The sequence below is a fragment of the Tsuneonella amylolytica genome (assembly GCF_003626915.1).
GTDB classification, from domain to species: domain Bacteria; phylum Pseudomonadota; class Alphaproteobacteria; order Sphingomonadales; family Sphingomonadaceae; genus Tsuneonella; species Tsuneonella amylolytica.
Genome location: NZ_CP032570.1, coordinates 483,019 through 504,275, shown reverse-complemented (window position 1 = coordinate 504,275; position 21,257 = coordinate 483,019). Strand labels below are relative to the sequence as shown.

Genomic DNA, 21,257 nt, shown 5'->3' with positions numbered 1-21,257 from the left:
CGGACGATCAGAAGTCGTAGCCGACGCGCACGCCGAAGGTCCGCGGACGCAGCCGGGCATACCGGCTGTCGAGGAACGCCTCGGGATGGACGTAGGTGATCTTCTTGCTGTCGAGCAGATTCTCGACATAGGCGGTGATCTTCGCAGCGCCGATCTCCACCCCTGCCAGCAGGTTCACCACGTCATACGTTTCGGTGAAGTCGAACGTCGGGTTGCGAACGCCCGGGTTGCCCGGAAGGTTGGGGAACAGGCCGGGGAACTTGCCCACGTGCTGGACCGTGCCCGACACGAACGCGTCGCTCGATGCGCCGATCGGGAAGTCGTAGCGCGCCGTCGCCGAACCCTGGAACTTCGGCCCCGAAAGCTGCAGGCCGTCGACCGCGCCCGAAATGGCCGCTTCCTGCGCGGTCAGCTCGGTGATCTTGGAATCGTTGATCGACCCGTTGGCGAGCAGGCTGAGGCCGGCGACCGGGCGCAGGGCGAGTTCGAACTCGATGCCCTTGCTGACCGCGGCACCGATGTTGGTGGCGAACTGGAGCTGGTCGGACGTGCGGTTGACCTGCACCTGGATGTTCTTCCAGTCGATGTAATACGCCGCGATCGCTGCCGAGAGCTTGCCGCCCAGCCAGCTACCCTTCGCGCCGATCTCGTAGTTCGTGAGATCGTCCGAATCCGCGCCAGCCGGAATGACGATGTCGTTCGGATTGACGAGGCTGACGCGTCCGGCATTGGCGTTCACCACCGGACTGCGGAAGCCAGTCGAGATCGTCGCATAGACTGTCGTGCTCGGCACCGGCTTGAACGATACGCTACCCTTGTAGGACAGCTGCCCGTCCGACAGCCGGCGACCTGCCGCCGCGGGGACGGGCGTGACGGTGAGCGGGATGTTTCTGAGGCCCAGGATGCCGGCGACGAGGTAGTTGCTGTTGTAGCCGCCCGCCTCGGTGAAACCTTGCGTTTCGTTCGACGTGTAACGCGCCCCGCCGGTCACCCAGAACCGGTCGGAAAAGCGGTAGGTCAATTCGCCGAACCCGGCGAGTTCGCGCTGGTTGATGTGGACGCCGAACTGATTGTAGACCTCGCCCGGCAGGCCGGTCAGGCCGCGCGCCTGCAGGAAGTCGCTGCGCGAGCGGTAGTTGTAGTCGACGTCGCGGCGCTTGTCGTAGAAGAAGCCGCCGATCAACCACTCGAACGGCCCGTCGCTCTGAGAGGCAAGGCGCGTTTCCTGCACGAAGATGTCGTCGTAGGCGTAGGCATCGAGCGCGAAGGGGAACGCCTGCGCGAACGTACCGGCCAGATCGAGAATGAACGTCTGATCGAACGTCGCGTAGGTCGACGAACTGGTCAGGTCGGCGAACCCGAGGTCGGCGTTGACCGTCACGTTGGCGCTGGTCAACTTCGCCCAGAAGCGGTCCGGCCGATCCGACAGACGGACGTAGTCGCCGCGCAGCGGGTTGATGAGGCCCGAATCCTCCGGCTTGCTGTTTTCGTGGAGTAGCGTCGCGCGGATCGACAGGCCGTCGACCGGCTCGGCAAGAATGCTGGCCCGGCCGCCATAGGCCTTGAGCGTGTTGGCGTTCTTGATTCCGGTGCCGACGTTGTCGACCCAGCCTTCCTCGTGCCGGTAATAGCCGACGCCGCGCAAGGCGAGCTTGCCGTCTATGAGCGGGATGTTGACCATCCCGTTGTAGCGCTGGCGCAGGGCATCGCCGTCGGTCAGGCCGAAGTCGACCAGGGCCGCCGCTTCGAACTTGTTCGGGTTGGGCGCACGGGTGATGATCCGCATCGCGCCGGCCAGCGAGTTCGCGCCGAACAGGGTGCCCTGCGGTCCGCGGAGGAACTCGACCCGCTCCACGTCGAACAGGGTGGGGTCGAGGATCGTCGAGTTGCCGTTGGCCGAGATCGGCAGTTCGTCGATATAGATGGCGACGTTGCTGGCAAGGTTTGCGCCGTAACCGTTGGTGGCGATGCCGCGTGCGGTGAAGTTGTTGAAGTTGGCGGTCGGCTTGTTCATTACCACGCCCGGCGTCTCTCGGGCGAGATCCTCGTATCCGACCTGGCCCTTCTCGCTCATCGCTTCCTGCTGGAACGCGGTGACCGACAGCGGCACATCCTGCAGCCGTTCCTGCCGCCGAGTCGCGGTGACTACGATCTGGTTATCGGCAGCCTCTTCCGCGGCCGGCGAGATATCCTCGATAGCGCGTTCCTGACGCGGATCGTTTGGCGCACTGGTGCTGGCGGTCGTGGATTGGGCGTAGGCCGGGGCCGCCGACAGGACGGCGACGAGCGCGGCGGACGTGAGCAGGCGGCTCCTCATACATTCTCTCCCGATTCGTGGCGGTTCTCGGCCGCCGATAAGTCAGCGATAGATACGCAATTCACTCTCGTGTCAACATTCACTCTCTCGAGTGAGAGTATCCTACCGGGCGGCTTCCTGCTTGCCGATTACCCGGGCCAGCCACATGAACAACGCGATGGCCACGAGGTAGAACGGCGTCAGGGTGTAGAGCGCCAGTTGCAGCGAGTTCGCGCTCGATCCGTGTGCCGCGAACCAGTCGCTCGCCGCACCGACCCACGTCGGGCCGAGGCCGAGGCCGATGAAGTTCATGACCAGCAGCAGCAGCGCGCCGGCGAGGACGCGCTGGTTGGGCGCGACCTCCTCCTGCACCAGCGTGACCGAACACGACAGGTAGAAGTAGTTGAAGAACATCACGATCGTCAGAAGCGCCAGCGCGAGTTCCCAGGATGGCGCCCAGACGAACCCGAGGTAGAACGGCGCTGCTATCGCGAGCGATGCCGCCGGCGCGGTTGCGAAGGCCTTGCGGGATCGCAGACTCAACCGGTCGATCAGCTTGCCGGACGCGATCATCCCGCCGCCCATCCCCACGATGATAACGAGCGCGTACCAGCCTGCGATTTCGGTCAGCGTCATGCCCTTTTCCCGCATCAGGAACAGCACCGCGAAGTTGCCGAGGCCGTACGTGACGAACTGGGTCGCGCCGCTTCCGAAGGCCGCGAGCGTCAGGACCGGGTTGGCGAAGAATGCGCGGACCGTCCCCCAGAATGGCGCGGCTTCCGGTGGCGTTCCGGTATGGCCGTCGTCCGTCGCTCCGCGCCGCGGTTCGGGGATGAGAAAGGGGAGGGCGACCGCGGTGACGACGCCGATCGCGCCGATCGCGATGAACGCATCGCGCCAATCGAAAACTGCCGCGATCGTCGCGCCGAGCGCAATGCCGAGCGCCGCCCCGATTGGCGGTCCGAGGTTGAAAATGCCGAAGGCGAAGCCCCGCCGTCCGGCCGGAAAGGTGTCCGTGATCAGCGCGTAGGACGGCGGCACGCCGCCCGCCTCGCCGAAACCCACGGCCATGCGGGCGAAGACGAGTTGCGGGAATGTGCGGGCGAGTCCGCAGGCGATGGTCGCCGCGCTCCAGATGCCGCAGGCGATCGACAATACGCCGACCCGGCTTGTGCGATCGGCGAGCCAGCCCACCGGGATTGCGATGAAGCAGTAGAACATCGCGAAATAGAGACCGCCGATGAGGCCCAGTTGCCCGTCCGTGATCTGCAATTCGTCCTGGATCGGCTTCGCCAGGATGCCGAGAAGCTGCCTGTCCAGGAAATTGAGGATGTAGACGAACGTGAGGACGACGAGCACGAGACCCGGCTTTGCCCTCTTACCGCCGCCCGTTGCGAGCACCGGCGCGGTCCCTGCCGCAGGGTTCGCTTGTTCCACGGTCCATCTCCCAATGTCGTTATGCCGGTCGTTTGACAATACATTCACAGGCCTGTCAATATACGCTCTCTCGTGTGTGAACGTGTTGGACGGAGCTTGCCTTGACGGCACACCGGTTTGGCGGGAGTGAGCGGACCATGACGACAGCAACCAGGAAGCCGGTGCGCCGTTCTCGCAAGGCGGAGCAACGTGCCGAGACGCTCGAACAAATCTACGATGCGGCTGAAGAACTGTTTTCGCAGCACGGTCTGCACGGCGTTACGCTGAAGGATGTCGCGACCAAGGTCGGCGTCCATCACACGCTTCTCAACTACTATTTCGACGACAAGAAGGCGCTGTTCGACGCGGTATTCGCGCGCCGCGCCGTCGTTACCAGCGAGAGGCGCCAGCGCGCGCTCGACGAGTACGAGGCCGCGGTGGGCGATGCGGTAACGGTGGAAGGCGCGTTGCACGCCTTCCTCGACACCGATCTCGACACCTACATCGAGGGCGGCGAGGGCTGGCAGAATTATGCCAAGCTGGGTGCGCAGGTTTCCAACACCCCGGAATGGGGCGCCGAACTGATGGACGAGCATTTCGATCCGCTCATCCTCCGGTTGATCGGCCTGCTGAAGAAAGCCCTGCCCGAAGCCGCCGAGGAAGACCTGTTCTGGGGCTACCATTTTACCACGGGTGCCCTGATGCTCACGCTGGCGCGGACCGGCAGGATCGACAAGTTGTCGGACGGCCTATGCCGCTCGGACGATTTCCCTGCGATCAAGGCTCGCATGGCCGATTTCATGGCGGCCGGTATCCGTGAGATCTGCAGTCGATCGTACACCGGATAGGAAGACGAAGTCACCCTACGGACTGCTTCTGACCTAAACGCGACACCGAATACTTTGCAGCCGGGCGCGCCGGCGGGCTAGCGATCGTGTTGCGCGAGGGTGAGCGCACCGGTGATGCCAGATCGATGACCCAGATGCGGCGCGGCCACGCGGTGGCGCTTGCCGCCGGGGAGGTAACCGGCGTCGAGTTCGGTGCAGATGCGCGCGATCCGATCCCGCAGGCCGGGTGTGTCGAAAACGCCCCCGCCGACGACCACCGTTTCCACCGATGTCGCCGCGAACAACGTATGGCAGGCCTGCGCGAGGTAATATGCAACACGCTCGTGCGCGGGATGATCGCCGGGCAGGTCGGACAGCGTCGCGCCCCAGCGCGCAAGGATCGCCGGTCCGCTCGCCAGCCCTTCGAGGCAATCGCCGTGGAACGGGCATACGCCGGCGAACGGGTCGTCGCCGGCCGGTCGGCGCGGATAGTAATGGCCCATTTCCGGGTGCGCGGCGCCGTGGACGCAGCGTCCTTCGACGACCAGTCCGACGCCAATGCCGGTGCCGACGGTCATGTAGGCGAGCGATCCAACGCCGAGACCGGCTCGCGCTTCCGCGAGCGCGGCCGCGTTGACGTCGGTCTCGACTGCTACCGGGACGCGCAGTTCGCGGGCCAAAGCCCCTGCGAAATCGAACCCGCTCCAGCCCGGCTTGGGGGTGGCGAGGATGTGGCCGAAGTCGGGCCGCCGCGGATCGAGTCCCACGGGGCCGAAGGTAGCGAGACCGAGCGCCGAAATGGCGGGCTGCGCGGCGAACCAGGCTGTAGTTTCGGCGATGGTTTCTCGCGGCGCGCGTGTAGGAATGGTGTGGGTCGCGGTGATAGCATCGGGGGAGTGGCCGACCGCCAGCACGCACTTGGTGCCGCCCGCCTCGATCCCGCCGATCATCGGTGCTCGATCTCGCTCTCGAGAGACATGGCATCGTGACCGCACGCCAGATCCCGTTGCAGGACGCACATGCAGCGCAAACGAACGGTCGTGCCGTGAAGACCGGATTTACCTTGAAATATGCGAGGCAGGATCGAGTCGTGCTGAGTCACCCGGTATCGATAAGCCTTCCTGCCGCAGATGACGAGCGCGCCGCGTTTGGGCTCGTTCATGATGGTGGCTTTCGCATCCCGTTGTCGATCTTGGATGGATTGGCTACGAAGATCGCCGGACCGGGCGGGGGGCCTGGCGGTGCGACCTGGATCGCGAACTGGGGGACTACATGACCGGACCGGAGCAGCTCGGCACCATCCTTGGCACAGACGGCCAGTTGGCGCACTGCCTGATCGACCGGCAGGCCCTCTCCGCGGGGCGGGGCGGCGGATCGGATATCGGAGAGAGTAGCTCGATCGGGGCCGTTATCCGTGTCGACGTCGGCGATGCGGCGGTCTTCGCCAACCTGGTGGAGATGCGCGGCGAGGCAGGCGCGGGCTCGGCGGTCGTCGGCGTGCTCGAATACATCGGCGAAGGAAGTCTGGCGCCTGATGGCACGCTCGAGTCGTTTCGCCGCGGCGTGACCTCGTTCCCGCAGCCCGGCGACCCGCTGCGCTTCGCGATCGAGGGGGAACTGGCGACGATCTTCGCGCCGCCGGATGCCCCGCACATCCAGCTCGGGACGGTCTATCCCACCAAAGGCGTGCGCGCCCCCATCCTGTTCGATATGCTGATGGGCCGACACTTCGCGGTCGTCGGTTCGAGCGGGGCTGGCAAGTCGACCACTGTGGCTCTCATGCTCGACCGGATCGTCGGCCGTTCTGATAACGGGCACGTGATCATCTTCGACCCCCACGGCGAATACGCGCATGCATTCGGCGATGCGGCGCAGGTATGGGACGTTTCGAACCTCAAGCTGCCGTATTGGGCGCTCAACCTCGACGAGCATTGCGATGCCTTCATCGCGGCGACGGGCGAGGAGCGCACGGTGGATGCGAACATCATGGCCAAGGTCCTGCTTCGCGCTCGCCAGCGCAACATTCATGCAGAGGCACCGGGCAGGATCACCGCCGACACGCCGGTTTCGTACCAGCTCAAGGATCTGACCGACGTGCTGGAGGAAGAGGCGGGCCGCCTGGAAAAGCTCGCCAACGCGCAGAACTACACGCACCTGCGGCTGACGATCGAGCAGTTCTTCCACGACCGCCGCTACAACTTCATCTTCAACCCCGACCTCGCCGATGCGAGCTTGCAGGACCTGCTCGGCCAGTTGCTGCGCATACCCAACCACGGCAAGCCGATCTCGATCGTCGACCTGGCGGGCGTGCCGACCGAGATCGTGAACGTCGTCGTCGCCACGCTCGCGCGGCTGATCCTCGATTATGCGATCTGGGCCCCGCGCGATCGCCGCGCGCCGATCCTCCTCGTCTGCGAGGAAGCGCACCGGTATCTTCCTCGCGCAAAGAGCGAGGCGACCCGATCGGTAGAGCGGCAGCTCGAACGGATCGCGCGGGAAGGGCGCAAGTACGGGGTATGCCTCGGCCTCATCAGCCAGCGCCCGTCGGAACTGTCGGAGACCGCGCTGTCGCAATGCGGCACGATCATGTCGCTGCGGCTCAACAACCAGTCGGACCAGCGCGACCTCGTCGCCGCGCTGACCGAAGGCGCGCGCAGCATCGCCGGAAGCGTAGGGGCCTTGCGCAACCGCGAATGCATCGTCAGCGGCGAAGGGGTGCCGATCCCGATGCGGGTGCTGATCGACACGCTGGAAGAGCACAAGCGACCCGCATCCGCCGACCCGGTGTTCAGCAAGAGCTGGTCGAACGACCAGGCGGATGCGGAGCTGCTGGAACAGACCGTCCGGCGCTGGCGGACGGAGCGATAGAGCCGCCCCTTTGCCGCTGCGGTTCAATCCGCGCGCGTGCGGTGCCGGTAGGTCACGTTCACCCGCTCCGACAGGATCAGGTACGGCAACCACACGAAAGCGCTGATCAGGACCTTCTGGATATTTCCGCGCAACAGGTCCGCGAGCGGGGCGGCCACCTCGGCGGGAAGGCCGGGCATCGCGCCGATCCGCTGCGCGATGAGGAGCTGGATCGCCACGTCGAGCAGCCAAGTGAATGCCAGCATCCGCGGGAACAGCGTGACCGAACGCAGCGCGAAGGCAAAACTCACCATGTAGAAAAAGCCCATCACCGCGACGTCGGCCGCCATCAGCAGGAACAGTTCGCGCGCCCAGGCCGGCGCGTCACTGGCGAGTGCCGGGATGGAGAGGAGAAATTCGCCGCTGCGGATCACTACGTTGAGCAGCAGGCCCACCAGCAGCGACGCCATGAAGCCCGCCGGCCCGAACAGGCGGTGGAGGCGCACCTCGCCGATGCGGAGTTGCCGCCAGCGGCCCCAGCGGCTGAGGGCGAGGGACCGGTCGGTCCGGTGCCCGCGGGGGAAGGCCGCCTCCCCGATCACGAACCCGGCGAGCGGCGCCAGCGCGATCGCGGCATAGGGCAGCAGCACGCCGAGCCACTGCGAACTGTCGTTCGCGAATCGGGGCGACGCCAGGATCCGCAGCGATGCGAAGAGGAAGAACACCCCGGCCCATCCGATCGCGAGCGCCAGCGCGATCCGTTCGAGCGCGGGCGGGATCGCCTCGCTCCGGCGCATCAGTTTCTCGCGGTAACGGACGAGGAAATTTGCCATTCGGTTCTGTCTATCCCCCGGGCCGGGGACGATTCCCCGTGCCGACGGGTGGCAGCTTAAGGAAACTTCGCGAATCGCGACAGGGGCGTTCCGGCATTCGCAGGACAGTTCGGGGGCGCGATTCGTTAACCGCTGGATGTTGTTTTTTAGCAGCGCAAGGGGGTGCTTAACCAAAAACTTTAGCAAAGAAAAATGCTAAGTCTCTGAAAATACGACTTAACTTTTTTGGAACTTTTTCGGTTTGACGTTTTGGGCGTTAACGGGGATTCTTAGGGGGTCACGAAGCGTTGATGGTCGAAGCGGGCGGTAAGTCCGGTTTGACAATCGGAAACATAACAGGGTCGCTTCGGTCATCGCATCTTCGGGCAGGGGTCCACCGGAATCGCCGGGGGCCTTTGGACACATTGCGTCGCGGACCATCCACCGCGGCGCAAGATACGGGGAATTTTGACATGGCTTTCATCAAGAACTTCATCGCCGACGAATCGGGCGCCTCGGCTGCTGAATACGCGCTCATCATCGCCATCGTTGGCGTCGGCATCGGTGCCGCTGCCCTCGCGCTGGGCAACAACGTCACGGCCGCTATCGGTGGCGCCGCGAACGATGTGCACAACTGCAATGACAAGAAGGCTCCCAGCGGCGCGACTGCTGGCACGTCGTCGCCTTACGTTGCCTCGGCGACCTGCTGATCAAACTGGTGTCCATCTGGACTTAGAAAGGAGGTTCGACATGGCGTTCATCAAGAAGTTTATTGTTGACGAGTCGGGCGCCTCGGCCGCTGAGTATGCTCTGATTATCGCCATTGTTGGCGTTGGCATCGGCGCTGCGGCTCTGGCTCTGGGCAACAACGTGACCGCAGCGATTGGTGGTGCCGCGACCGACGTTCACAACTGCAATGTGGACAAGCCGGCAGGGGCGTCGGCTCCCTACAATCCGGCTACGGACTGTGCATCTTTCGGCGCGGGTTCCGGCGGCGGCGATGCCGGGGGCGAAGGCTAAGGCCTTTGCATTCGACCGCGATAAAAAGGGGGCCGGTCTTTCGGGGTCGGCCCCATTCTTTTCCTGCTTGAGGGGGCAGATGTGAACCGCAACGTCATTATCGTCGGCGCCGCCATCGTCATCGGCCTGATCGCCGTTGTCCTGGCCAATGCCTATTTCTCCGGGGTCGAGGAGAAACAGGCCGCGATCGCCCAGCAGCAGAAGATGGTCCGCATCGTCGTTGCGACCCAACCTCTCGAATTCGGTACGGCGCTCACCGAACAGAATGTGCGCCTCCAGAATTTCCCGGTCTCTTCGGTTCCCGAAGGGGCCTTCACGTCTATTCCGGACGTGCTGAGGGACGGGCGCGTGGCGCTTCGTCCGCTCGTCCCCGGCGAACCGATCCTGGCCAGCAAGGTCAGCGGCAGCGATGGCCGTGCCACGCTCGCCGCGCTGCTGCCCGACGGCTTCCGCGCCGTGTCGATGCCGGTAAACAACATCAACGGCGTCGCCGGGTTCGTGCTGCCGGGCATGACGGTGGACGTGCTGCTGCTGCGCCAGATCGAAGGCGACGGTTCCGACCAGAACGACCAGCGCGCCGACGTCATCCTCGAAAGCGCACAGGTGCTCGCGGTCGACCAGAGCGCCAACGACAAGGATGGCGAGCCGAAGCCCAGCCGCACCGTCACGCTGGCGGTGACACCGCAGGATGCCTCGCGCCTCGCGATCGCCAACCGCATGGGCACGCTGCAGCTGACCCTGCGCAAGGTCGAGGATGCCGTCCTCGTCGACGGCGAGATCGACGCCGAACAGCGCCTCGCCCGCACCGTCACCAGCCGCCAGCTCGGCCTCCCGCGCCTCGTGATCGGCCGTAAGAATAGCGGTGGCGGTAGCGGTGGTGGTGGTGGGGGTGGCGGCGGGCAGCCCGCTCCGCGCCCCGCGCCCGCGCCCACGCTCGTATCCGTTTCACCGCCTGCCAACGTAGCGATCGCGCCGGCCTATGCCGGCCCGGCGATGACCGTGGTCCGCGGGACGGAACCCACCAACTACCAGGTCGGCACGTTGGGAGGCCGCTGATGAACCGCTTTCGCACCGCCATCGCGGCCATCGCCCTTCCGCTCGCTGCAACCGGGGCCGGCATCGCCGCCCCCGTGGCCGCGCAGGAGTACGGCGTCCACGCCGGCACCGTGGAGGTGCCGGTCAACAAAAGCCAGGTCGTCTCCGCCGACCGCGCGATCGCGCGCGCCATGGTCGGCAATGCCGAAGTGGCCGATGTCGTCCCGATCTCCGAACGATCGGTCTATGTGCTGGGCAAGGCGTTCGGCACCACCAGCCTGACGCTGTACGACCGCGCCAACCGCGTGATCGCGGTGATGGACGTGGAGGTCGGCCCCGATGTCGACGGGCTCAAGGCCCAGCTCGGCGACCTCGTGCCCGGCCAGCCGATCGAGGCGCGCATTTCGGCCGGCAAGCTGCTCCTGACCGGCATGGTCAACGATCCCGGCGCGGCCAACCGCGCGGCGCAGCTCGCCAAGGCGTATGCCGGCGAGAACGTGATCAACCTCATCACCGTGGGCGGCAGCCAGCAGGTCATGCTGGAAGTCCGCTTCGCCGAGGTGAACCGTCAGGTCGGCGAGCGCCTGGGCGTGGACTTTTCCCTCAACGGCAACCGTTTCGGTGGGGTGCTCGGCGATGGGGCGGGCCTGCAGGGGGCGGGCCCGCCCACCCTCGGCGCGATCGTCGATTCGTTCGGCATCCTGGGGACCTCGTTCAACATCGGCACCCTTGGCATCAACGCGACGTTGAACGCGCTGGAGAACAAGGGGATGGCCAAGACGCTGGCCAACCCGACGCTGGTGGCCCTGTCGGGCGAGCGTGCTTCGTTCCTGGCCGGCGGCGAATTTCCGATCCCCGTGGCGCAGGGCGGCAGCACCGGGGCGGCCGGCGCAGGCAACGCCATCACGGTCGAATTCAAGCCGTTCGGCGTCAGCCTCGGCTTCACCCCCACGGTCCTCGGCGACAAGGTCATCAGCCTGATCGTCGAGCCCGAGGTGAGCTCGATCGATCCCAGCGCGTCGGTCACCGTCAACGGCCTCGTCGTGCCGGGCCTGCAAACCCGGCGCGCGAGCACGACGGTGGAACTGCGCGACGGCGAAAGCTTCGCGATTGCGGGCCTGATCCGCAGCGACTCCCAGAACTCGGTTCGCCAGGTGCCGTTGCTCGGAAGCATTCCGATCCTCGGCGCTCTGTTCCGCTCCACGAGCTTCCAGAAGGGCGAGACCGAACTGATGATCGTGGTCACCCCGCGCCTCGTCGCTCCGCTGCGGCCAAGCCAGGTGCGGCTGCCGACCGACGGCATCGCCGATCCCAGGGCGGTCGACGTGCTGACCGGCGGCGACGGATATGTGCGCGTGCCGCTGCCGCCGCAGCCCGGCGCGATGCCGCTCGGCACAGTGTCGCCGCAGGCCGCCGCCACCCCGGCCGAACTGCCGGCCAACGCCCGAACCAACGGAGACGGATATGACTATTGATCCGCGCCGCTTCGCGCTCGCCGCGCTGGTGCTTCCCGCGCTGGCCGGGTGCGAGACGTCCGCCCTGCAGCAGGCCGGCGCCTCGCGGCTGGGCGACGCGAACCGCGTGACGTTCGCCGCGCAGGTGGTCGATCCCGATCCGTATTACGAGGATATAAACCCGCCGACGAGCGGCGAACACTCGGGCCAGGCGGCCGAACGCTATCGCACCGACAAGGTCAAGCGGCCCGTCCGCACGTCGAGCACGCAGACCCAGGGCGGTGGCGGCGGCGGACCGCAGTGACGGACAAGGTGAAAGGCGATGCACGGTAAGCTCGGAGGGTTCTTTCGCAACGACGAAAGCGGCGCGATCTCTTCGCTCTACGCGATCGCGATCCTGCCGCTCGTCGTCATGGCCGGGGTGGCCTTCGACTACGGCCGGATGATGGGCCTCGATACCGAGCTGCAGAATGCCGCCGATCAGGCTGCGCTGGCCGCGGCGACCCAACTCGACGGCAGCGCAGGTTCGCGCGCCAATGCGATCACCGCTGCGAACAACGCGCTCGGCAACCAGACCCGCTTCGCCAACGACGGCGACGGCCGCACGATCACTGTGCTCGGCGACCCCGAAGCGCCCGATTCCGAAGACGACGGGTACGAGTTCTTTCAGAGTTACTCCGGCGACCAGTTCGGACCCGCGGCAAGCGGTGACGGCGATGCCCGGGTGGTGCTCGTGACGGTGGAAGACCGCGGCGTCCGCTACGCACTCACGCCGGTCATGGCGGCATTCAACGGGGGCATCGCCCGCGGCCGCGCGGCGGCCAAGCTGCTCGAGGCGACCTGCAACGCGCCGCCGATGATGTTCTGTCAGCCGAAAAAGCCCGACGGAACCGTCGATAGCGCCTTTCCGACCGAGGACGACGTCGGCAAGGGGCTGATGCTGCACTTCAAGTCGAATGGCGGCTCGAACCCCGATTGTCCGCCGAACTCGAACAGCCCCGCGTGCAAGAAAGAGGGGACTGAGTCGGACGAGACCATCTGGGCCCCGGGCAACTTCGGGTTCCTCGAAATCGAGTTTCCTGGCATTTCGGAATCCGACAAGAACCGTACACTGGGTCTGAACTCGGACTTTTTGAAATGCTTCGGCGAACCTCCGGCAACGCTGCCGGGTTATCGCACGCCGCAGGGTGCCGCGCTCAACTCCCGGCTGGACTTCTATCCGCCGCCGAAGAACTCGTGCAACGCGACGACCGGGGACTTTTGTCCATCGACCAACACCCGCAAGAGCGTGATGGTCGAGACGAACAACAACTGCAACCGGCCGGGCGGCCAGGGACAGGGGCAGGGGCAGGGGCAAGGTCCGACCCAGGAATTTGTCACCCCGCCGTCCGACGTGCCCGATCAGGGATATCCGAAGGACAACTGCTTCAAGACCGGTGCTTGCAATGTTGTCGGCAACAACAACAACGACTGGAACTCGAGCAGCTGGATACCCGCGACACACTCCGGCTATTCGCTGGCGGACGTGCCCGATTACGACGGTAACGGCCGCGTCACCCGGTACGAAGTCTACAAGTGGGAAATGACCAACCCCGCAACGCTGCTGGCGGACAAGATGTTCACCTCCGCATCGACCGGCAAGAAGTACTGCTCGTTTCCCAGACCGGTCAACGGCACGGGCATCGCGCCGACCAGCGACCAGAAGGATCGCCGGATCCTGACAGTGGCCGCGGTCGACTGCAGCCGCACCGCCGATGAACCCGACAGGGCCTTAAGCGGTCATAGCAAGCCGTACATCGTGAAATGGGTCGATCTGTTCCTTGTCAAGACGGTCGAAGACACGGGCAGCGAGCGCGAATTTTTCACCGAGATCAAGGGTCCCGCGCGCTTGGCTGGCGACCGTTCCGCCTTCCAGAAGCTTTCGCGGCGCAAGGCCGTGCTGATCCGATGACGATCGGGCATGCCATCCGTTCGGACAAGGGCTCGGCCGCCACGGAATTCGCGCTCGTGGTGCCGTTGATGCTGATCCTGCTGTTCGGAGGAATGGAAGCTGGGCACTTCGTGTGGACCCAGCATAAACTGGCCGAAGCCGTCCGCGACGGCGCGCGCTATGGGGCGCGGCTGCCGATCGACGAAGTGTGCGATGGCACCGCCCAGGTTCTCTCGACCGAGGCAATCGCGCGGATCAAGCGGCTGACCCGGACGGGCCAAGTGGTCAATCCTTCCGCCAATCCGAAGGTGCCTGGCTGGACCGATGCGCAGGTGGTGGTCAATCCGAATTGCGACAACGACCAGTTCGTCAATACCGGCCTCTATACAGAGTATGCTGCGGCCTACGATTCCGGGGATGACGTCCGCGGCCCGGTCATCGTGGTCAGCGCGACCAACGTCACCTACCCATGGATGTTCAATGCGCTCGGCAGCGTCATGTCGGGAATCTCAAACAGCGGCCAAGGCGGCTTGACGCTGTCCGCCTCGTCGAACTCTCCGGGTATCGGGCTGTGACGGGATACGCGCACTTCCTTCGCGACGAGAAGGCTGCGGGCGCGGCGGAGTTTGCGCTCGTCCTGCCGGCCGCCTTGCTGCTGTTTTTCGGCGTGATCGACGGCGGGCGCTACCTCTGGTCGGTGAACCGCCTGGAGAAAGCGGTGCAAATGGGCACGCGAACGGCCGTCGTAACGAACGTCGTGGCGAGTAGTCTGAATACGGCCAACTACACGGCGACCCCGGTCGAGTGCCCCACCTACAACGATGATGGAACGCCGACAGGCGACACGACGGTGATCAAGCCGGGCGATCCCATCTGCAAGGAAGCCGTACCGACACTCATCTGTGCGAAGAGCGGTACGAACGTGAGCTGCGGAAACGAGCAGGGCAATGCGGCCGCGTTCGATCGCATCGTCAGCCGCATGCGCGTCGTCGATCCGTCGATCGGCGATGACGAGGTGACGATTACCTACAGCGGTTCCGGTATCGGATACGCAGACGACCCTTCCGAGGACGATGACGGGAACGCGCTTGCCGATGCAGCTCCGGTCGTCACGGTGGCGGTCGATCGAGCCAGGATGCGGGCACTGTTTCTTTTGGGCGGAAGCATTCCGTTGCCGGGTTTCAGCTATTCGCAGACCCTCGAAGACGGAGACGGCCAGGTCTCCTATTGACCGGAAAAATTTATGAGCAATTACAACGTCCCCTTCAATCTTCGAGATGGTTTGAGCCCGCAATCATCGGACGCGGCGATGATCGTGGCGAGCGAACACCACCTGTCCACGATCAGGGGCGGGGTGCTGGATGGCTGCGACGGGGCGGCGTTCGTACCTTTGGACCCTACGGCTCCTCTCCCTGCGAACCGCCTCCGCGACGCCGGCGTATTGGTTCTCGAGGTAGACCAGACCGACGATGCCTCGCTTCAGAGATTGGCCAGCGCACGCATCGACTATCCGGACCTTTCGATCATCGTTGCGCTGCGAGACGCGAGCGTTTCGCTGGTCCGTACGCTGATCCGCCAAGGCGTCGCCGACGTGGCCGAACTGCCCTTCGTCCCCAGCGTGCTTTCGACCCAGATTCTCGACGCATTATCGCGGCGCACGGTTGATGTTCGGCCTCGCGAGCTTGCGCCGATGGTGTCGATTATCGGAGCAACCGGCGGTAGCGGTGCGACAACGGTTCTTTCGCACTTGGGCGGGGCGCTTGCGAACCGTTTCCACGGTTCGCGCGGCGTTTGCCTGCTCGACCTTGACCTGCAGGGCGGCGATATCGCGTCGTACCTGGGCGTCACCTCCAAAGCGTCTGTGGACTCCCTTCTCGAAGCCGGTTCGCGCATGGACCTCGAACTGGTTCGCAGCACGGTTACCGATGCTCGTGCCGGACTGGGCTTCATCTCGGCACCGGAAGCCATCAAGCCGATGGACACGGTCGATCCCGGGCAAGTGATCGAACTGCTTCGCCTGACCCGCTCGCTCTACGACTTCGTACTGGTTGATCTGCCGCCCGTCTGGAGTAGCTGGACGATCGCAATCGCACGCGCTTCCGACCGTTTGGTAATGGTGAGCGACACAGCGATCTCGAGCGTCCGTCAGGCGAACCGTCGGCTGCGCCTTTTCAATGAAGTCGACATTCCTCGCTCGCGCATCGACGTCGTCCTGAACCGGATGGAGCGCAAGCTGTTCGGTTCGATTAGCAGCGACCACATCGCTAACGCCTTGGGGGGAAAAGTCGTGGCGACACTCGCCGCAGAGCCCGGATTATTGGGCGAGGCCCAGGATCAGGGGAAACTGGTCGGAGACCTTTCGGCGAAGGCGCGCTTCGCACGGGATGTCGACAAACTGGCCGAGCATCTGGTCGAAGCTGTGGGGGCTCACTGAGATGGATATCTGGTCACTGAAGAGGCCCGCGCAAACGGCGGAGTCCGATGAGTCCGTGCCGATGGTCGCGCCGGTCCAGTCGCCAGCCCCGACCGATTCCCGCTTGTTCCTGAAGGTTTCGATCCATCGGGCCTTGCTCGAAAAGATCAATCTGGCTGCGCTCGACCAATTGCCTCGGGCTCAAATCCAGTCCGAAATATCCGATATCGTCAGCGAATTGCTCAAAGAACGAAGCGAGTTGCTGAACACGCAGGAGCGGCAGGAGCTTGTCGTCGAGGTGCTCGACGAATTGCTCGGCCTGGGTCCTTTGGAACCGTTGCTGCAGGACGAATCGATTACGGATATCCTGGTCAACGGGTACAAGACGGTGTTCGTTGAGCGTAACGGTCTGCTCGAACGCGTCGCCACTCGTTTTCAGGACGAGAGGCATCTGATCCGGATCATCCAGAAGATCGTAAGCGCGGTGGGGCGGCGGATCGACGAATCCTCTCCGTTCGTCGACGCACGCCTGGCTGACGGTTCGCGCGTCAACGCGATCATCGCCCCGCTCGCAATCGACGGATCGCTCCTGTCGATCCGCAAGTTCGCCAAGAAGCGGATCGGGATGGACAAGCTGATCGAGTACGGCAGCGTTCCCGATGCGATGGCGCAGGTCATCAATGCCATGGTGCGGTCGCGCCGCAACGTGCTCATCTCCGGCGGTACGGGCTCGGGCAAGACGACCCTGCTAAACGCCATGTCGTCGTTCATCGATCATCGCGAACGGATCGTCACGATCGAGGATTCGGCGGAGCTGCAGCTCCAGCAGGAACACGTCGCCCGGCTCGAGACACGACCCGCAAACATCGAAGGGCGCGGCGAGGTTTCGCAGCGCGATCTCGTCAAGAATGCACTGCGCATGCGACCCGACCGCATAATCGTGGGCGAGGTCCGCGCCGGCGAGGCGTTCGACATGCTGCAGGCGATGAACACCGGCCACGATGGTTCGATGACCACGGTCCACGCGAACACGCCGCGCGATGCGCTTAGCCGGATCGAACAGATGATCGGCATGAGCGGGATCGAAGTATCGCCCGAATCCGCCCGCGCTCAGATTGCGTCTGCCATCGACGTCGTTGTCCAGGTGGCGCGCCTTGCCGACGGAAAGCGCAAGGTCGTGAGCCTTGCCGAAGTGACCGGTATGGAAAGCAAGACGATCACAATGCAGGAAATCTTCCGCTTCAAGACGACGGGGCGCGGCGAGCAAGGCGAAGTGATCGGTCATTTCGAAGCGACCGGCATCCGGCCCAAGATGCTCGCGGAAGCCTCGGCGGCCGGTATCGACCTGCCGTCCGAACTCTTTCGACCCGAACTGAAGTTCGACTGAGATGACCGATCTCATCGTTCGTCTTGTAGCGCTGTTGGCGATCTTCGGGTCCGTCTTCCTCCTGAGCCAGGTCGTGCTCGGGGGTGCCTGGCGAAACCGGGCACGTTTCGCGGCGGTCAACCGCCGGCTCGAACTGATCAGGCAAGGGTCGGACAGGGCGACGGTCGCGGCTCAACTACGCAAGAACGCTCCGCGGGACTTCTCGGAGTATCCTTTGATCGTGGGCGGGATACTCCGTTCGCTCCAGTCGGCCTTGTTCGCGTCTGCGGTGAACTTCACGATCGGGCAGCTGCTCTTCTGGATGGGGCTCGCCATGGTCATTCTGACCATTGGCTTGCTGCTAATCATGTCCATCTACGGCGTGGCGATCGCGCCCGGGGTGGTGATCCTCGCGATGGCGCTTGCGGCCAGCGTGGCCATCGGAATTCCCGTCGTCGTCATCAACATCATCGCCCAGCGGCGCCGCAAGAAAATGGAACAGCAGTTCCCGGTGGCGCTCGACATCTTCGTGCGAGCCCTGCGCTCGGGTCACCCCGTGGCCGGCGCGATCAACCTGCTGACCAACGAGATGGAAGATCCGATCGGCAGCGAGTTCGGAATCGTCGGGGACGAAATCGCGTACGGGGCGGAATTGACCGATACGCTCGATGCGATGGCCGATCGGTGGGACATGGAAGACATTCGCATGTTCGTGGTTTCGCTCGCGGTTCAGGCCGAGACCGGGGGCAATCTCGCCGAAATTCTCGAGAACCTTTCCGGGGTCATCCGCGCTCGAGCAAGCCTGTTCCTGAAAGTTCGTGCGCTGAGTTCGGAAGGACGCATGACCGGCTGGATCCTCACGGTGCTGCCGTTGATTACGTTCGTCAGCATGTTCCTGATCAACCCGGGTTTCTACACCGACGTGTCGCGCGACATCATCTTCGTCGTCGGGTTTCCGGGGCTCATTCTATGGTATTTCATCGGGGTCTTCTGGATCCGCAAACTCGTGGACATCAAGGTCTGACATGATCGAACTCGCGGCCCAGAACAGCACCTTCAGGATCCTCGTCCTGCTGGTCATCTTCGCGTTCGTCGCGGCGATCGCCTTGTTGGCGCTTGCCGCCGCCAATCGTCGGGTTGCGCTGCGTACGCAGCTGACCAAGCTCGAAGCGATGGATACGATCGCTATCACTCACGGTGAAAGCCTTCGGTCCAGAGAAACCGCCACTGCTTGGGCGAAGATGGCCGAATTCGTGGAAAAGGCCGGTCTCAACCTGACCGACACTAAAAGCGAGCGCCTGACCCACCTGCTGCGCAGCGCAGGCTACACCTCGCCTTCGGCCCCGCGCGTATACACGATGATCCGCCTGGCTCTCATCTTCGTGCTGCCCTTGGGTTATGTCCTGCTCGCGTTCTCGAGCCCGGAGCCACCTTCGTTTCTGAAGGTGTACATCGTCGGTTCGATCCTGGCTCTGATCGGCCTTTATCTGCCCAATCTGTATGTTCGAGCCAAAGCGGACAGGCGCCGGGAAGAAATCATAAACGGTTTCCCCGACTGCCTCGATCTCCTGCTCGTGTGCGTGGAGTCCGGGCTCGGTCTGGAGGCCGCAATGGATCGCGTCGGGCGGGAAATGGTGACCTCGCATCCGCTGGTGGCGCAATTGCTTTCGATTACGACCCTCCAGCTTCGCGCGGGTTCCTCGCGCGACGAGGCGTTTCGCAAAATGGCAGAGACTTCGGGCGTAGACGAAATCCGCTCGTTCTGCACTTTGATAATCCAGTCGGACAAGCTCGGCACGAGCATCGCGACGACGTTGCGCGTATACGCTGCCGAAATGCGGGAGCGGCGACAGATGCGGGCGGAGGAAAAGGCACACCGGTTGCCGGTGCTGATCTCGATCCCCCTGGTGGCGTGCATGCTGCCGACGATGATCGGCACGCTCATGCTGCCTGCGGCGATTCTCATGATCCGCAAGATCTTTCCGCTAATGGTGGGGGGCTGAAAATCATGCTCAGGCAAAGTGCCATGCGTGCCGCGCTCGTGCTCGCAATCGTGCCTGCCCTCGGCGGCTGCAAGGCGCTCGGCATGGGTAGCCATTCGATTACATCGACCGCATCGCTGACTGAACGGCTCTCCGACGACTTCGGTACGCAGCAGCTCGAACTGGGCCGTGCCGCCCTCGCCAAGGGGCACACGGTGGAAGCGATCGAGGCTTTCATGCTGGCCAAGCTCTATCCAGAGCAAGCGGCGGCAGCTTACAACGGATTGGCGGTGGCTTACAGCCGAACCGGGCGCACGGACCTGACCGAGCGGTTTTTCCAGACCGCCGTCATGCTTGCGCCAAACGAAGATCGCTATCGCGGTAATCTCGCGCTGTTCTATTCCAGCAATCCAGTAGTGCGTGCGAATGAAACGGCGCTCGCGGTCGCGAGCTTTTCGCAACCGGTCCATGTCGAAGCACCCGCACCAGTCGCAGTTGCTCTGGTCGAGATCGACGAGCCCAAAGTGCAGGCGCTCGGCGGCGGAGTGACGGTCCAAACCGGCGGGTCCCGCGTTCGTCGGATATCGGATCGCGAGGTCGCGATCAGAGGCGGCGCGAGTGCCGCTCCGAAAGGCGACACAATCATTCGCCGCCAGGCTGTCATAGAGGTCGGGGGAGGCAGGCCCAACTCTGTGATTAGATTCGGTCTTGTTGACGGCGCGATCGCGAAAAAGACGCAATATCCCATTCGCATCGACCTCAATGCGGGTTCGCGCAACTAGCGATGCTCGAACCCGCTACACCAGTTTCGATCATCGCCATGATGATTTTGGCGGCCCTCGTTGCAGTTGCCGGTTGGACCGACATCAGGCAGCGACGCATCCGCAACTGGACGTCGGCTGCTACGCTAGCCGCCGGCCTTGTTGCCGTGTTTTTGACTGCGGGGGCTGTGGCGCTCGGCTGGGCCGCGGCGCATTTCGTCGTCGCGCTCGTCGTGGGAATGGCCTTGACCGCACTCGGGGTGGTCGGCGCAGGTGACGCGAAGTTCTATGCCGGACTGGCGGCCTGGCTGCCAATCCAGGCGGGTCTCTACCTGCTGGTCTCGGTGGCATTGGCGGGCCTGGTCCTCCTCGCGCTATTCCTAGTGATGCGGCGGGGCCGGATTCGGAAAAAGGACCAAGCGGTAAGCGATTTCGACAAGCTGCCGTACGGTGTCGCAATCGGGGTCGGCGGGCTGATCGCGGTTGCGCTGGCATGATGCGCGAGCGCGCTCTTGCCGTCGGGACGTTAGCGCTGATCGGCGCGTCGCCGGCGTGGGCGGACACCGTAACGGTCGGGATTGAGCCCATCGACAGGACGGCAACGATTACGGTTAGCCGCGCAGGCGACGGGCTGGGAGCGCCCATAATCCTTCCCGAGCGCCCGAAGACCATTGCAAACGGCGCGAGCAGCTTGCCTTCGGCGATGGATACGCCTCGTGGTCTTCCGGTAGCGGCAAGATCGTTGACGAGCCGCTTCGGGATGCGATCGCATCCCGTGCTCGGCGGACGGCGCATGCACAGTGGGATCGACCTTGCAGCTGCCGCCGGTTCGCCGGTCGCGGCACCGGCTGCCGGGATTGTGTCCTTCGCCAACTGGAACGGGGGATACGGGCTGCTCGTTACCGTCGAGCACGGAAACGGCGTTCAGACCCGGTTTGCCCATCTGTCTCGTCTGATGGTCAGTCCTGGGCAGCGGGTCGAGCGTGGACAATTGTTGGGTCTCGTCGGCTCGACCGGCCGTTCGACCGGGCCCCATCTCCATTATGAAGTCCGCCAGTCGGGAAGGCCCGTCGATCCGCTTGCGGCGAGGTAAGCTCC

At 64.3% G+C, this 21,257-nt stretch carries 22 protein-coding genes; 18 read left to right on the top strand and 4 right to left on the bottom strand.

Annotated elements, in window-relative coordinates; genetic code table 11:
* Positions 1 to 7: 7 nt before the first annotated feature.
* Both D4766_RS02500 and D4766_RS02495 read right to left on the bottom strand, forming a co-directional pair.
* Positions 8 to 2,317: a TonB-dependent receptor gene (locus D4766_RS02500; RefSeq protein WP_120716026.1), complete on the bottom strand. Its 2,310-nt coding sequence runs from the start codon at positions 2,315 to 2,317 to the stop codon at positions 8 to 10.
* 102 nt (positions 2,318 to 2,419) lie between these two features.
* Entirely contained in the window at positions 2,420 to 3,733 is a 1,314-nt protein-coding gene (locus tag D4766_RS02495) for a spinster family MFS transporter (RefSeq protein WP_120716025.1), read from the bottom strand.
* Positions 3,734 to 3,870: 137 nt separating this feature from the next.
* Here D4766_RS02495 and D4766_RS02490 point away from each other — a divergent pair, with 137 nt between their 5' ends.
* Complete coding sequence (locus D4766_RS02490) at positions 3,871 to 4,560, top strand: TetR/AcrR family transcriptional regulator (protein WP_120716024.1); 690 nt, start codon at positions 3,871 to 3,873, stop codon at positions 4,558 to 4,560.
* Positions 4,561 to 4,637: 77 nt separating this feature from the next.
* Here the strand turns inward: D4766_RS02490 and D4766_RS02485 are convergent, their stop codons facing one another.
* Positions 4,638 to 5,489, bottom strand: a complete 852-nt coding sequence (locus D4766_RS02485; RefSeq protein ID WP_120716023.1) for an ROK family protein — start codon at positions 5,487 to 5,489, stop codon at positions 4,638 to 4,640.
* Positions 5,490 to 5,524: 35 nt separating this feature from the next.
* On the opposite strand from D4766_RS02485, the gene D4766_RS13685 reads away from it, so the two are divergent.
* On the top strand, positions 5,525 to 5,815 hold the full coding sequence (locus tag D4766_RS13685; protein WP_162935630.1) for a hypothetical protein: 291 nt from the start codon (positions 5,525 to 5,527) through the stop codon (positions 5,813 to 5,815).
* The gene (locus D4766_RS02480; protein ID WP_120716022.1) at positions 5,812 to 7,407 is read left to right on the top strand and encodes an ATP-binding protein; all 1,596 of its coding nucleotides are present in this window, start codon (positions 5,812 to 5,814) and stop codon (positions 7,405 to 7,407) included. Before D4766_RS13685 ends, D4766_RS02480 begins: the two co-directional genes overlap by 4 nt.
* A gap of 23 nt (positions 7,408 to 7,430) precedes the next feature.
* On the opposite strand, the gene D4766_RS02475 is transcribed toward D4766_RS02480, so the two are convergent.
* Entirely contained in the window at positions 7,431 to 8,219 is a 789-nt protein-coding gene (locus tag D4766_RS02475; protein ID WP_120716021.1) for a DUF2569 domain-containing protein, read from the bottom strand.
* 452 nt (positions 8,220 to 8,671) lie between these two features.
* Here D4766_RS02475 and D4766_RS02470 point away from each other — a divergent pair, with 452 nt between their 5' ends.
* The 15 genes from D4766_RS02470 (at position 8,672) to D4766_RS02400 (ending at position 21,252) form a co-directional block, all read left to right on the top strand.
* On the top strand, positions 8,672 to 8,908 hold the full coding sequence (locus tag D4766_RS02470) for a Flp family type IVb pilin (RefSeq protein WP_120716020.1): 237 nt from the start codon (positions 8,672 to 8,674) through the stop codon (positions 8,906 to 8,908).
* Positions 8,909 to 8,948: 40 nt separating this feature from the next.
* Positions 8,949 to 9,218 carry a Flp family type IVb pilin gene (locus tag D4766_RS14135; protein WP_325049103.1) on the top strand — a complete coding sequence of 90 codons (270 nt, stop codon included), beginning with the start codon at positions 8,949 to 8,951 and terminating at the stop codon, positions 9,216 to 9,218.
* An 81-nt stretch (positions 9,219 to 9,299) separates the two neighbouring features.
* Positions 9,300 to 10,274, top strand: coding sequence for a Flp pilus assembly protein CpaB (cpaB, locus tag D4766_RS02460; protein WP_120716019.1), 975 nt, complete (start codon positions 9,300 to 9,302; stop codon positions 10,272 to 10,274).
* The gene (locus tag D4766_RS02455) at positions 10,274 to 11,728 is read left to right on the top strand and encodes a type II and III secretion system protein family protein (RefSeq protein ID WP_120716018.1); all 1,455 of its coding nucleotides are present in this window, start codon (positions 10,274 to 10,276) and stop codon (positions 11,726 to 11,728) included. The genes cpaB and D4766_RS02455 overlap by 1 nt, the downstream gene beginning before the upstream one ends.
* On the top strand, positions 11,718 to 12,011 hold the full coding sequence (locus D4766_RS02450) for a hypothetical protein (RefSeq protein ID WP_120716017.1): 294 nt from the start codon (positions 11,718 to 11,720) through the stop codon (positions 12,009 to 12,011). Before D4766_RS02455 ends, D4766_RS02450 begins: the two co-directional genes overlap by 11 nt.
* Before the next feature lie 18 nt (positions 12,012 to 12,029).
* On the top strand, positions 12,030 to 13,658 hold the full coding sequence (locus tag D4766_RS02445) for a TadE/TadG family type IV pilus assembly protein (RefSeq protein WP_120716016.1): 1,629 nt from the start codon (positions 12,030 to 12,032) through the stop codon (positions 13,656 to 13,658).
* The gene (locus tag D4766_RS02440; RefSeq protein WP_120716015.1) at positions 13,655 to 14,212 is read left to right on the top strand and encodes a TadE/TadG family type IV pilus assembly protein; all 558 of its coding nucleotides are present in this window, start codon (positions 13,655 to 13,657) and stop codon (positions 14,210 to 14,212) included. The genes D4766_RS02445 and D4766_RS02440 overlap by 4 nt, the downstream gene beginning before the upstream one ends.
* The gene (locus D4766_RS02435) at positions 14,209 to 14,868 is read left to right on the top strand and encodes a TadE/TadG family type IV pilus assembly protein (protein ID WP_162935629.1); all 660 of its coding nucleotides are present in this window, start codon (positions 14,209 to 14,211) and stop codon (positions 14,866 to 14,868) included. Before D4766_RS02440 ends, D4766_RS02435 begins: the two co-directional genes overlap by 4 nt.
* 12 nt (positions 14,869 to 14,880) lie before the next feature.
* Positions 14,881 to 16,071, top strand: a complete 1,191-nt coding sequence (locus tag D4766_RS02430; protein ID WP_120716013.1) for a CpaE/TadZ family protein — start codon at positions 14,881 to 14,883, stop codon at positions 16,069 to 16,071.
* Positions 16,072 to 16,132: 61 nt separating this feature from the next.
* Complete coding sequence (locus tag D4766_RS02425) at positions 16,133 to 17,437, top strand: TadA family conjugal transfer-associated ATPase (RefSeq protein WP_120718009.1); 1,305 nt, start codon at positions 16,133 to 16,135, stop codon at positions 17,435 to 17,437.
* Between the two features lies 1 nt (position 17,438).
* Complete coding sequence (locus tag D4766_RS02420) at positions 17,439 to 18,440, top strand: type II secretion system F family protein (protein WP_120716012.1); 1,002 nt, start codon at positions 17,439 to 17,441, stop codon at positions 18,438 to 18,440.
* Between the two features lies 1 nt (position 18,441).
* On the top strand, positions 18,442 to 19,419 hold the full coding sequence (locus D4766_RS02415; protein ID WP_120716011.1) for a type II secretion system F family protein: 978 nt from the start codon (positions 18,442 to 18,444) through the stop codon (positions 19,417 to 19,419).
* A gap of 23 nt (positions 19,420 to 19,442) precedes the next feature.
* Positions 19,443 to 20,180 carry a hypothetical protein gene (locus D4766_RS02410; RefSeq protein ID WP_162935628.1) on the top strand — a complete coding sequence of 246 codons (738 nt, stop codon included), beginning with the start codon at positions 19,443 to 19,445 and terminating at the stop codon, positions 20,178 to 20,180.
* Between the two features lie 2 nt (positions 20,181 to 20,182).
* Positions 20,183 to 20,656 carry an A24 family peptidase gene (locus D4766_RS02405; RefSeq protein ID WP_120716009.1) on the top strand — a complete coding sequence of 158 codons (474 nt, stop codon included), beginning with the start codon at positions 20,183 to 20,185 and terminating at the stop codon, positions 20,654 to 20,656.
* Complete coding sequence (locus tag D4766_RS02400; RefSeq protein WP_120716008.1) at positions 20,653 to 21,252, top strand: M23 family metallopeptidase; 600 nt, start codon at positions 20,653 to 20,655, stop codon at positions 21,250 to 21,252. The genes D4766_RS02405 and D4766_RS02400 overlap by 4 nt, the downstream gene beginning before the upstream one ends.
* Positions 21,253 to 21,257 lie beyond the last annotated feature (5 nt).

Bases quoted from the DNA above. Each gene is read 5' to 3' on its own strand.
- D4766_RS02500 (WP_120716026.1), bottom strand. From the start codon at position 2,317: ATGAGGAGCCGCCTGCTCACGTCCGCCGCGCTCGTCGCCGTCCTGTCG.
- D4766_RS02490 (WP_120716024.1), top strand. From the start codon at position 3,871: ATGACGACAGCAACCAGGAAGCCGGTGCGCCGTTCTCGCAAGGCGGAG.
- D4766_RS02485 (WP_120716023.1), bottom strand. From the start codon at position 5,489: ATGATCGGCGGGATCGAGGCGGGCGGCACCAAGTGCGTGCTGGCGGTC.
- D4766_RS02480 (WP_120716022.1), top strand. From the start codon at position 5,812: ATGACCGGACCGGAGCAGCTCGGCACCATCCTTGGCACAGACGGCCAG.
- D4766_RS02475 (WP_120716021.1), bottom strand. From the start codon at position 8,219: ATGGCAAATTTCCTCGTCCGTTACCGCGAGAAACTGATGCGCCGGAGC.
- D4766_RS02470 (WP_120716020.1), top strand. From the start codon at position 8,672: ATGGCTTTCATCAAGAACTTCATCGCCGACGAATCGGGCGCCTCGGCT.
- D4766_RS14135 (WP_325049103.1), top strand. From the start codon at position 8,949: ATGGCGTTCATCAAGAAGTTTATTGTTGACGAGTCGGGCGCCTCGGCC.
- D4766_RS02455 (WP_120716018.1), top strand. From the start codon at position 10,274: ATGAACCGCTTTCGCACCGCCATCGCGGCCATCGCCCTTCCGCTCGCT.
- D4766_RS02450 (WP_120716017.1), top strand. From the start codon at position 11,718: ATGACTATTGATCCGCGCCGCTTCGCGCTCGCCGCGCTGGTGCTTCCC.
- D4766_RS02445 (WP_120716016.1), top strand. From the start codon at position 12,030: ATGCACGGTAAGCTCGGAGGGTTCTTTCGCAACGACGAAAGCGGCGCG.
- D4766_RS02440 (WP_120716015.1), top strand. From the start codon at position 13,655: ATGACGATCGGGCATGCCATCCGTTCGGACAAGGGCTCGGCCGCCACG.
- D4766_RS02430 (WP_120716013.1), top strand. From the start codon at position 14,881: ATGAGCAATTACAACGTCCCCTTCAATCTTCGAGATGGTTTGAGCCCG.
- D4766_RS02425 (WP_120718009.1), top strand. From the start codon at position 16,133: ATGGTCGCGCCGGTCCAGTCGCCAGCCCCGACCGATTCCCGCTTGTTC.
- D4766_RS02420 (WP_120716012.1), top strand. From the start codon at position 17,439: ATGACCGATCTCATCGTTCGTCTTGTAGCGCTGTTGGCGATCTTCGGG.
- D4766_RS02415 (WP_120716011.1), top strand. From the start codon at position 18,442: ATGATCGAACTCGCGGCCCAGAACAGCACCTTCAGGATCCTCGTCCTG.
- D4766_RS02410 (WP_162935628.1), top strand. From the start codon at position 19,443: ATGCGTGCCGCGCTCGTGCTCGCAATCGTGCCTGCCCTCGGCGGCTGC.
- D4766_RS02405 (WP_120716009.1), top strand. From the start codon at position 20,183: ATGCTCGAACCCGCTACACCAGTTTCGATCATCGCCATGATGATTTTG.
- D4766_RS02400 (WP_120716008.1), top strand. From the start codon at position 20,653: ATGATGCGCGAGCGCGCTCTTGCCGTCGGGACGTTAGCGCTGATCGGC.